The sequence below is a fragment of the Micromonospora sp. I033 genome (assembly GCF_053890995.1).
Window position 1 is genome coordinate 26,141 of sequence record NZ_JBSSLX010000040.1, and the last position, 10,102, is coordinate 36,242.

The 10,102-nt window shown below is 74.5% G+C and carries 12 protein-coding genes; 5 read left to right on the top strand and 7 right to left on the bottom strand.

Going from position 1 to position 10,102, the window contains the following annotated elements; all coding sequences use genetic code 11:
• Nucleotides 1-3 precede the first annotated feature (3 nt).
• The gene (gene fdhD / locus ACW0Q9_RS09975) at nt 4-858 is read right to left on the bottom strand and encodes a formate dehydrogenase accessory sulfurtransferase FdhD (RefSeq protein WP_456179856.1); all 855 of its coding nucleotides are present in this window, start codon (nt 856-858) and stop codon (nt 4-6) included.
• Between the two features lie 65 nt (nt 859-923).
• Here fdhD and mobA point away from each other — a divergent pair, with 65 nt between their 5' ends.
• The 3 genes from mobA (at nt 924) to ACW0Q9_RS09990 (ending at nt 2,966) form a co-directional block, all read left to right on the top strand.
• The gene (gene mobA / locus ACW0Q9_RS09980) at nt 924-1,523 is read left to right on the top strand and encodes a molybdenum cofactor guanylyltransferase (RefSeq protein WP_456179858.1); all 600 of its coding nucleotides are present in this window, start codon (nt 924-926) and stop codon (nt 1,521-1,523) included.
• A complete protein-coding gene (locus ACW0Q9_RS09985) occupies nt 1,520-1,777 on the top strand; it encodes a DUF6457 domain-containing protein (protein WP_456179860.1) in 258 nt (85 codons plus the stop codon). The genes mobA and ACW0Q9_RS09985 overlap by 4 nt, the downstream gene beginning before the upstream one ends.
• 88 nt (nt 1,778-1,865) lie before the next feature.
• Complete coding sequence (locus ACW0Q9_RS09990; protein ID WP_456179862.1) at nt 1,866-2,966, top strand: T3SS (YopN, CesT) and YbjN peptide-binding chaperone 1; 1,101 nt, start codon at nt 1,866-1,868, stop codon at nt 2,964-2,966.
• 4 nt (nt 2,967-2,970) lie between these two features.
• Here ACW0Q9_RS09990 and ACW0Q9_RS09995 read toward each other — a convergent pair whose 3' ends face one another.
• Nucleotides 2,971-3,927: a zinc-binding dehydrogenase gene (locus tag ACW0Q9_RS09995; RefSeq protein ID WP_456179864.1), complete on the bottom strand. Its 957-nt coding sequence runs from the start codon at nt 3,925-3,927 to the stop codon at nt 2,971-2,973.
• A gap of 62 nt (nt 3,928-3,989) precedes the next feature.
• Nucleotides 3,990-4,448 carry an Lrp/AsnC family transcriptional regulator gene (locus ACW0Q9_RS10000; protein WP_091265141.1) on the bottom strand — a complete coding sequence of 153 codons (459 nt, stop codon included), beginning with the start codon at nt 4,446-4,448 and terminating at the stop codon, nt 3,990-3,992.
• A 59-nt stretch (nt 4,449-4,507) separates the two neighbouring features.
• Between ACW0Q9_RS10000 and ddaH the strand changes: the two genes are divergently transcribed.
• Nucleotides 4,508-5,341 (top strand): dimethylargininase, encoded by an 834-nt coding sequence (ddaH, locus tag ACW0Q9_RS10005; protein WP_456179867.1) that lies wholly within the window; start codon nt 4,508-4,510, stop codon nt 5,339-5,341.
• A gap of 61 nt (nt 5,342-5,402) precedes the next feature.
• Here ddaH and ACW0Q9_RS10010 read toward each other — a convergent pair whose 3' ends face one another.
• The gene (locus ACW0Q9_RS10010) at nt 5,403-6,626 is read right to left on the bottom strand and encodes an ABC transporter substrate-binding protein (protein ID WP_456179869.1); all 1,224 of its coding nucleotides are present in this window, start codon (nt 6,624-6,626) and stop codon (nt 5,403-5,405) included.
• A gap of 48 nt (nt 6,627-6,674) precedes the next feature.
• Nucleotides 6,675-7,502, bottom strand: a complete 828-nt coding sequence (locus ACW0Q9_RS10015; RefSeq protein WP_456179871.1) for an alpha/beta hydrolase family protein — start codon at nt 7,500-7,502, stop codon at nt 6,675-6,677.
• An 84-nt stretch (nt 7,503-7,586) separates the two neighbouring features.
• Between ACW0Q9_RS10015 and ACW0Q9_RS10020 the strand changes: the two genes are divergently transcribed.
• A complete protein-coding gene (locus ACW0Q9_RS10020) occupies nt 7,587-8,177 on the top strand; it encodes a bacterial proteasome activator family protein (protein WP_456179873.1) in 591 nt (196 codons plus the stop codon).
• A gap of 55 nt (nt 8,178-8,232) precedes the next feature.
• On the opposite strand, the gene ACW0Q9_RS10025 is transcribed toward ACW0Q9_RS10020, so the two are convergent.
• Together ACW0Q9_RS10025 and ACW0Q9_RS10030 are read right to left on the bottom strand one after the other, a co-directional pair.
• Nucleotides 8,233-9,045, bottom strand: a complete 813-nt coding sequence (locus ACW0Q9_RS10025; RefSeq protein ID WP_456179875.1) for an HAD family hydrolase — start codon at nt 9,043-9,045, stop codon at nt 8,233-8,235.
• Nucleotides 9,045-9,866 carry an HAD family hydrolase gene (locus tag ACW0Q9_RS10030; RefSeq protein ID WP_456179877.1) on the bottom strand — a complete coding sequence of 274 codons (822 nt, stop codon included), beginning with the start codon at nt 9,864-9,866 and terminating at the stop codon, nt 9,045-9,047. Before ACW0Q9_RS10030 ends, ACW0Q9_RS10025 begins: the two co-directional genes overlap by 1 nt.
• Nucleotides 9,867-10,102: the final 236 nt, after the last annotated feature.

The window sequence follows — 10,102 nt, forward strand, 5'->3', positions numbered from 1 at the left end:
GGGTCAGCCGGGCACCCGCTGCGCGCCGGTGTAGACGTTCATGGTCCCGCCGCGCAGGAAGCCGACAAGCGTCATCCCGGCCTCCTCAGCCAGGTCGGCGGCGAGCGTGCTGGGCGCGGAGACCGCGGCGAGCAGCGGCACCCCGGCCATCCACGCCTTCTGGGTCAGCTCGAAGCTGGCCCGGCCGGAGACCAGCAGCACGTGCCCCGCCAGCGGCAGCCGGCGTTCCCGGACGGCCCAGCCGACCACCTTGTCCACCGCGTTGTGCCGGCCGACGTCCTCGCGCAGCACCACCAGTTCGCCGTCGGCGGTGAACAGCCCGGCCGCGTGCAGGCCGCCGGTGCGGTCGAAGGCGCGCTGGGCCGCGCGCAGCCGGTCGGGCAGCCCGGCGAGCAGCTCGGCGGTCACCGCCAGCGGGTCCTCACGCACGACGAACTGCGAGCGGGTCCGGACGCTGTCGATGCTGGCCTTGCCGCAGACCCCGCACGAACTGGTGGTGTAGAAGTTGCGGGCCGGGTCGGTTTCGGGCTCCGGCACGCCGGGGGCCAGCACCACGTCGACCACGTTGTAGGTGTTCGGGGTCTCCGCTCCGGCGCAGAGCTGCGCGGTGCGCACGTCGTCGGCCGACCGGATCAGCCCCTCGGTGAGCAGGAAGCCGATCGCCAGGTCCAGGTCGTCGCCCGGGGTGCGCATGGTCACCGCGAGCGGCCTGCGCCGGCCCGGCCCCGCCGGGCCGACCCGGATCTCCAGCGGCTCCTCCACCGCCAGGGTGTCCGGCCGGCGCACCCGCGCCCGCCCGTCGGCCGCCGCGTCGAGGTCGATCCGGAGCACGCCGCGCCGGTCAGTCGCCCGTCCCATGCCGCCATCCTGCCCCGCGTCCCCGGGCACCCGCACGGCGACGCCACCCCGGTTACCGTGGCCCGGTGACGGCGTACGCGGCGGTGGTGCTCTCGGGCGGCGCGGCCCGCCGGATGGGCGGGGTCGACAAGCCGGCCCGCCCGGTCGGCGGCCGGCCGATGCTGCACCGGGTGCTGGCGGCGGTGGCCGACGCGGGCGCGCGGATCGTGGTCGGTCCGGCCGGCCCGGTGCCCGAGGGGGTCCGGGTGACCCGCGAGGAGCCGCCCGGCGGCGGCCCGGTGGCGGCGACCGCCGCCGGCCTGGCCCTGCTCGACCCCGGCACGGCCACCGTCGCCCTGCTCGCGGCCGACCTGCCGCTGCTCACCCCGGCGGCGTTGGCCGAGCTGCGGGGCGCCCTCGACGGCTCGGCCGCCGGGGTGGCCTGCTACGTCGACGGCGCGGGCCGCCGGCAGCAGCTCTGCGCGGTGTGGCGGGTGGGCGCGCTGCGGGCCGCCCTCGACCGGCTCGCCGCCGAGCGCGGCGGCACGGTCGACGGGGCGCCGGTGCGCGGGCTGCTGGCCGGCACGACCGTGCGGGAGGTGTCCTGGTCCGGGTCCGGGCCGCCGCCCTGGTTCGACTGCGACACTGACGAGGACGTACGCCGGGCCGAGGAGTGGACGAGATGACGGTGCTGGACGACTGGGTCACGGCGGCCTGTGCCGAGCTGGGGCTGGACCCGGCCGAGGTGCCGGTGCCGGCCGTGCTCGACCTGGCCAAGGACGTGGCGCACCAGGTGTTGCGGCCGGGGGCGCCGGTCACGGCGTACCTCCTGGGGGTGGCCGTGGGGCGCGGCGCCGACCCGGCCGCGGCGGCCGCCCGGCTCAGCGCGCTGGCCGGCACCTGGCCGGTGGAGCTGGACGGGACCGCCCCCGCCGGGTAGCGCCTGCCGGCCCGCTGTCCGATCCCGGTCGGGGTGATTCGACCCCCACCGCCCGTGGGTAGGGTGGCGAGGACGGACGGAGGCGATCATGACGGCAGACCACCCCTCGGCGCCGGCCGGTGAGCCCGCCGGCGCGACGCCGGAGCAGCACGAGTCGATCCTGCTGGACGAGCCGACCACGGCCGACCTGCGGGCCAAGGTGACCGAGGCGTGGCGCGAGTTCGCCCGTGCGCTGGCCGAGCGGCTGCGCGGGCTGCCCCCCGGCGCGCACCTGGAGGTCACCCTCGACCCGACCGCCTCCGGGACCGGGGATGCCGTCTACTCGGTGAGCGTGGACGCCGGCGAGGAGGGCCGCCTCTCGGCCCGGGCCGTCGGCAACGCCACCCTGCCCCAGGGCTACCGGCTGGACCGGGCCGCGGTGGCCGACATGGTCGCGCTCGGGTGGTCCCCGCCCGGCGTCGTGGCGGGCTCCGGTGACCAGTTCGGTCTGGACTGCGGCACCGACGAGGCGACCCGGTTGTCGGCCGTGCTGTCCCGGACGCTGCGCGACGTCTACGGCGCCCCGCACCCCGCCTTCCTGGTCTACCTGGTGCACGACGCCGAGGGGGAGCCGCTGCCGGCGGAGCCGCTCGGCACCGCGCGCAGCGAGTTCGGCCCGGACCGCGACGTGGAGGCCGATCTCGACGAGGCGCTGGCGGCGGCCGCCACCGCCCAGGCCGGCGAGAACGACGTGCTGGCCCTGGAGGAGCGGGTGCGCACCGTCGTCTCCACCATGCTGAAGTCGAAGGCCGACCAGGTGCAGGTCGACTCCGACGGCGACATCAACATCCGCGCCGGTTCGGCGATGGTCTTCGTCCGGGTCCGCGACAACCCGCCCCTGGTCGACGTCTTCTCCCCGGTGCTCACCGAGGTCGAGCCGACCGAGCGGCTCTACGTGAAGCTGTCCGAGCTGACCAACCGGATGCCGATCGGCCGGCTCTACTGCGCCGACGACACGGTGTGGGCCTCGATCCCGGTGTTCGGCCGCAACTTCCAGGCCACCCACCTCATGCTCGCCGTGCAGGTGATGACCGGGCTGGCCGATGAGCTGGACGACCGGCTGCACGGGGAGTTCGGCGGCAAGCGCTTCTTCGGCGAGGGGGACAAGCCGGCCCGCCCGCAGGAGCACCGCACCGGCATGTACCTCTGACCCGTCAGCGGACGTCGAGCAGGGTCTTGCCGACCGTGGCCCGGGATTCCATGGCGGCGTGCGCGTCGGCGGCCCGGTCCAGCGGGAAGCGCTGCCCGATCAGCGGCCGGAGCCGGCCGGCGGCCCCCTCGGCGAGGGCCTGTGCGGTGAGCGCGCGCAGCTCGTCGGGCGTGCCGCCGGGACGGAGCAGGCTCACCCCGCGGGCCGCGGCCTCCTCCTCGGGCACCTCCGCCCAGGCGCCGCTGGCCAGCCCGAAGCTGAGCATCCGCCCGCCCCGGTCGAGCAGGTCGAAGGCGGCCCGGGCGAGTTGGCCACCCACCCCGTCGAAGACCACGTCCACCTCGCCGACGGCGGCCCGGACCCGGTCGGTCCAGTCCGGCTCCCGGTAGTCGACCACCGGGTCGAGACCGCGCTCGCGGAGCAGGGCGACCTTGCGGGGACCGCCGGCCGCGGCGACCACCCGCGCGCCGGCCGCGGTGGCGAGCTGGGTGAGCAGGCCACCCACCCCGCCGGCCGCCGCCTCGACCAGCACCCGGTCGCCGCCGCGCAACCCGGCCGCCCGGGCCAGCATGAGCGCGGTCCGGCCGTCGGCGAGCAGCGCCACGGCCGCGTCCAGCGGCAGCCCGTCCGGTACGGGGATCGGCGCGGCCTGGTCCACCACCACGCGCTCGGCGTACCCGCCGGAGCCGCCGGTGGCGCTGACCACCCGCCGGCCGCGCAGCGCCGGGTCCACCCCGGGGCCGACCGCGGTGATCGTCCCGCCGACGCCGTTGCCGGGGATCACCGGCAGGGACGCGGCGAACGGACCGAACCCGGTCGCCCGGAACATGGTCTCGACGAAGGTGATGTTCGCGTGCGCCACCTCCACGAGCACCTGCCCCGGACCGGGCTCCGGATCCGGCGCCGGTCCCGGGACCAGCACCTCCGGCCCGCCGAACTCCCGTAGCCACACCGCCCGCACGTCGCCTCCCTCGTCCCGCCGAACTCCCGTGATCCAGTTGACGACCTGAAGTGCGGTTCAGGTCAAGCCGAGGAGGGGCCGACGCCGGGGGACTCCACCAGCCGGGAGAGGACGATGGTGCTGCGGGACGAGGTGACGAACGACTCGGCCCGCAGCCGCTCCAGCGCCTCCTCCAGGTGGGCGATGTCGGCCGCCCGCAGGTGCACCAGCGCGTCCGCCTCGCCGGAGACCGTGTACGCGCCGACCACCTCGGGATGCCGCCGGGCGGCGGCCCCGATCTGGGCCGGGGTGGTCCGGCCGGCGCAGAACAGCTCGACGAACGCCTCCGTGGTCCACCCGACGGCGGCCGGATCGACGACCGCGGTGAAGCCCCGGATGACCCCGGCGGATCGGAGCCGGTCGACCCGGCGCTTGACCGCCGGGGCGGAGAGTGACACCCGCGTGCCGATGTCCGCGTACGAGGCGCGGGCATCCGCCACGAGCAACGCAATGATTCGCTGGTCGACCGCGTCTATCTGCAACGTTCCGCCTCTGGGAAGCAATGGTTGTGGCTGTTACCAAAGTTGTACCGTACCTACTCTTGGTGACCGTGAACCAGCAGCGAGTCCCGCGAAAGCGGACATATCTCATGTGCTCGCCCGAGCACTTCACGGTCGAGTACGCCATCAACCCGTGGATGGACGTGACCGCGCCGGTCGACACCGACCTGGCGGTCAAGCAGTGGGACCGCCTGCGGGAGACCCTGGTCGGTCTCGGCCACGACGTGCACCTGCTCACCCCCGAGCGCGGGCTGCCGGACATGGTCTTCGCCGCGAACGGCGCGTTCGTGGTGGACGGCACCGTCTACGGCGCCCAGTTCAAGCACGAGCAGCGGGCCGCCGAGGCCGCCGCGCACCGGGCGTTCTACGAGCAGAACGGCTGGCGGTTCATCGCGCCGAGCGAGACCAACGAGGGTGAGGGTGACTTCGCCTACCTGCCGGACGCGCACGGCGGGCTGGTCCTCGCCGGCCACGGTTTCCGCACCGAGCTGGCCGCGCACGCCGAGGCGCAGGAGGCGCTCAACCGGCCGGTGGTCTCGCTGCGCCTGGTCGACCCGCGCTTCTACCACCTGGACGTGGCGCTGGCCTCGATCGACGACGAGAACATCGTCTACTACCCGGGTGCCTTCTCGGCGGCCAGCCAGAAGGTGCTCGCCCAGCTCTTCCCCGACGCGGTGGTGGCGGACGACGAGGACGCCCTGGCCTTCGGCCTCAACCTGGTCAGCGACGGGCTCAACGTGGTGCTGAACAGCGAGGCGACCCGGCTGGCGGGCAAGCTCAAGACGGCCGGCTACCACCCGGTCCCGGTCGAGCTGGCCGAGCTGAAGAAGGGCGGCGGCAGCGTGAAGTGCTGCATCGCCGAGCTGCGCCACTGACGTACGGGAAACGGGCGGTCTCCCCGGAGGGGAGGCCGCCCGTTTCGTGTCTCCGGGTGGATCAGCCGAGCGTGGCCAGCTCGTTGATCACGACGTTGGCGAGCATCCGGCCGTCGAGCTGGACCCGCCGCAGGTACCACTTCTGCTGCGGGGTGCGCGGCTGGTTGAACTGCCAGGCGCCGCGCGGGCTGTCGATCTGGCCGATCTTGCCGAGCGCCAGGTTGACCTGCTGCGGGGTCGGGTTCTCGCCGACCAGCCGGATCGCCTTGTCCAGCACCTGCGCGGCGTCGTACGAGGCCATCGCGTAGGTCGTCGGGGAGGCGTTGTGCGTCTTGCGGTACGCGGACGCGAAGACCCGGTTGGCGGTGTTGTTCAGGTCGGCGGAGTAGTTCAGCGCGGTCTCGATGCCGTACTTCTCGATCAGCGCCCGCTCCTCGCCCTTCTCCCCGTCGTCGAGCTGGCCGAGCACCGTGCCCTCGGTGAGGAAGCCCGGCGCGTAGATCGGGCCCTTGTACCCCTGGGCGTAGAGCTGCTTGATGAACTGGACCGCCTGCGCCCCGGAGTAGTGGCAGAAGACCGCGTCGGGGCGCCGGCCCAGGGCCTTGGCGATAGCGCCGGTGTAGAACCCCTTGCCGGGGTTGGGGTCGTCTTCGGTGAAGACCGGCTCCTCGGTGAGCCGGCGGCCGCCCTGCTCGTATCCGCGCCGGAGGCCGTCGATGACGTCCCGGCTGCTCTGGCTCTGGGTGGCGAAGATCGCGATCGTGCTGGAGGCGTCCAGGGTCTGCCGCAGGTACTGCCCGAGCGCCTCACCCGGCTCGTTCAGCACGTACGAGGTACGCCAGATGTAGACCACGCTCTGCAGGCTGGTGGGGGAGGCGTTGGAGCCGATCAGCGGCACCCGTGCCTGCTCCACGGCGTCCCGGACGCCGGTCATCACGGCGGAGCTGACCACGCCGGTGAGCGCCAGCACGCCCTCCTTGAGCAGCCGGTCGACGGCGGCCTGGCCGGTCTTGGCGGTGTCGCCCTCCTCGGCCGGCACCAGCGTCACCGGGTGGCCGCCGAGCTGCCCCTCGTTGAGGTTGAGGAAGAGCTGGAACCCGTTGGTGATCTCGTCCCCGATGACCTTGTTCGGGCCGCTGCCGGGAACGATCAGACCGATCTTGATCGGACTGCCGGGTGTGGCGTCGTCCGCGGAGTCGGTCCCGGAGCCACATCCCGCCGCCAGCCCGGTGGTTCCCAGCGCGGCCAGCAGTTGTAGCGCCCGCCTGCGGTTCATCTGTGACACGATTTCCTTCCCGATGGAGCGTTCAGGGGTGCACGCCCCTTCGGCGTTCTACCTGCTCGACGACGCTGCGTCAATGCCCGGAAGATCATCGTGCAGGGACCGCAACGTGGCGACCACCCGCGGCCAGGCCGCCGAGTCCGGCGCGATCAGCCCGAAATGTTCGCATTCGGGCAGCTCAACCAGCGTGGCGGGACTGCCGGCCGCCCGGGCGGCCGCCACCCAGGAGCGGCTGATGGCGATCGGGACCTGCCGGTCGAGCGCCCCGTGCATGACTACTGTGCGTACTCGGACCGGCACCAACGACGATGGATCGGCCGCCGCGTACCGGTCCGGGAACTCGGCCGGGCCGCCGCCGAGCAGCGCGGCCACCGCGCCGGAGTCCAGGTCCAGCCGGTACGCCTCGGCGAGGTCCGCGACCGGCGCCAGCGCCAGCACGCCGCCGACCACGGCCGGGGCGTGCGCGGCCACGTACAGCGCCAGGTGCCCGCCCGCCGAGTGACCGACCACGATCGGTGGGTCGGCCGTCACCAGCCCGGGCAGCGTGGCCGCGGCCAGCCCGGGCAGCGCCCCCACCCCGGCCAGCACGTCGGTGAGGGTGTGCGGCCAGCCCCCGCCGGGCTGGCCGGTGCGCCGGTACTCGACCTGGGCGACCGGGTGGCCGAGCGCGGCCAGCGCCGCCGCCATCGGGCCGGTGTGGGAGCGGTCGTACTCGGCCCGCCAGAAGCCGCCGTGCACCACGACCACCAGCCGCCGGGGCGGCCCGTCGCCGGCCGGCCGGCGCAGGTCGGCGCACTGGTCCGGGTGGTCGCCGTAGGCGACGGTGGCGTCCGGCGGCGGGGCCGGCCGGGTCAGCACGGCGCGCGGGTCTGCGGGCATGACGGCGACGGTAGCGCGCCCCGGCCGGGTGGTTCCGGCCCGGGAGCCGGTCCCGGCGCGTGCGCGTGGTGGGGGTGGGTAAAGATGGGTCCCATGACCGAAGCGCGCTTCGCCGGACAGGACGACGAACAGGGCAACGATGGCATCCCCGGCACCGTGGTGGTGGTCGGGCCGGACGGTCGGCCGGTCGGCACCGTGCAGACCGACGAGGGCCAGGGTGAGGATCCGACCCGCCTGGTCGAGCAGCCCGCCAAGGTGATGCGGATCGGCAGCATGATCAAGCAGCTGCTGGAGGAGGTCAAGGCGGCGCCGCTGGACGACGCCAGCCGGCACCGGATGCGCGAGATCCACGAGCGCTCGATCGTCGAGCTGAAGGAGGGCCTCGCCCCCGAGCTGCGCGAGGAGCTGGAGCGGATCTCACTGCCCTTCACCGAGGACCAGGCGCCGAGCGAGGGCGAGCTGCGGATCGCCCACGCCCAGCTGGTCGGCTGGCTGGAGGGGCTGTTCCACGGCATCCAGGCTGCGCTGGTCGCCCAGCAGATGGCCGCCCGCGTCCAGCTGGAGCAGATGCGCTCCGGCCGGCAGGCGCTGCCCAGCGGCCCGGGCGGGGTGGTGCCGGGCATGCCGGGCATGCCGCCGACCAACGAGGGCCACGCGCCCGGCCAGTACCTCTGACCCGGCCGGGGGCGCGACCGCACCGCTGACCGGCCGGGCCCCCCGGCCCGGCCGGTCAGGCCAACCCGAAGACCTGTTCCAGATACGCCGCCACGCCGTCCTCGGTGTTCGCCCCGGTCACCTCGTCGGCGATCGCCAGGACGGCCGGGTGCCCGTTGGCGACCGCCACCGCCCGGCCGGCCCAGGTCAGCATCGGCACGTCGTTGGGCATGTCGCCGAAGGCCAGCACGTCCCGCTCGTCGATGCCGAGCCGCGCGGCGTACCAGGCCAGGCCGGCCGCCTTGGTCACCCCGGCGGCGGAGATCTCCACCAGCCCGCTGTACGACGAGTGGGTCGCCTCGGCCAGCCCCTGGAGGGCGCCGGCCACCACCCGGACGAACACGTCCGGATCCTGCTCACCGGCCCGTGCCAGCAGCTTCACCGCCGGGACGGCGAGCAGCTCCTCCGGCGACTCGACGGCCCGGATCGCGTCGGCGTCGGCGTCCCAGCGCAGCGGGTAGTGCGCCTCGTGCCGCATCTGCCGGCTGTCCACGATCTCCACCGCGAGGCTCACCCCGGGCACCTCGGCGCGCAGCCGCCGGGCCACCTCGGCCAGCAGCTCGGGGGCGAGCGGGTCGGCCCGGAGCACCTCGTCGGCGACCGGGTCGTACACCACCGCGCCGTTCGCGCAGATCGCCGGCAGCGGCTCGGCGAGCTGGTCGTACACGAGCTGGAGCCAGCGGATGGGGCGGCCGGTGACCAGCACGACGGGCGTGCCCGCCGCGGAGATCCGGGCCAGCACCCCCGCGGTACGCGGGCTGAGCGTCCGGTCGTCCCGGAGCAGCGTGCCGTCGATGTCGGTCGCGACCAGCCGTGGTGCCTCTCCCATCACCGGGAGAGTAGTCGGTCCAGGTAGACCGCGACGCCGTCGTCGTCGTTGCGCAGGGTGATCTCGTCGGCCGCGGCCAGCACGTCCGGGTGCGCGTTGGCCACCGCCACCCGGCCCCAGCCGGCCCACCCGAACATCGGCAGGTCGTTCGGCTGGTCGCCGAAGACCAGCACCTCGGCCGGGTCGACGCCGAGCCGCTCGGCGACCACGCTGAGCCCGGTGGACTTGTCCACCCCGGGCGGGCAGATCTCGACGAAGCCGAGGCCGGCCTGGGTGAGCGTGGCCAGCTCGGCCGGAACGATCCGGCGGGCCACCGCCAGCAGCTCGTCCACGTGATGGTCGGCGGTCCGGGCGAACGCCTTGAGCACATCGCAGGAGAGGCACTCGGCGCGGCTGCGCGCCTCGAACCGGTCCTGGTAGGGCCAGCTCGGGTGGTAGTCGCCCCAGAGCGGCGCGTCGGGCTCGTCGGACGCCTCCACCATCACGGTGAGCGGGCCGACCGTGGCCTCCAGGTCGGCCACGATCCGCGCCAGCACCGCGCCGGAGAGGCGCTCGTCGCGCAGCACCAGCGGGCCCGCCGGGTCGCTCTGGTCGACCACCCGGCCCCCGCCGGCCATCACCAGGAAGTCGGCGGCGCGGATGTCGTTGCGGGTCAGTTCGGTCAGGCGTGGCCCCCGGCCGGTGGCGCCGACCACCGGGATCCCCGCGGCCCGCACCCGGTCGAGCACCTCGTGGGTGTACGCGGAGACGGTCTCGTCGCTGCGGACGAGCGTGCCGTCGAGGTCGGTGGCGATCAGCTTGGGCAGGCCCGGGCGGGTCATGGTTCCTCCTTCGCCCGCCGCCGTCGGGTCGGCCGGTCAGGTCCTCGGTGCCGCGGCCACCGGACGGCGGGCAGCAACCGTATCTCGCGGATCGGGTCGCAACCATGGCTTTTCGGCGAATCGGACACCAACCCGCGGCGGCCGTCCGGTGTCCCACCGCGGGGTGGTGTCCGCATCCCCGAAAAACCCCGGGTGCGACCCCAACCCCGAGGGTCTGTTGGCGGCCGACCGCCTGT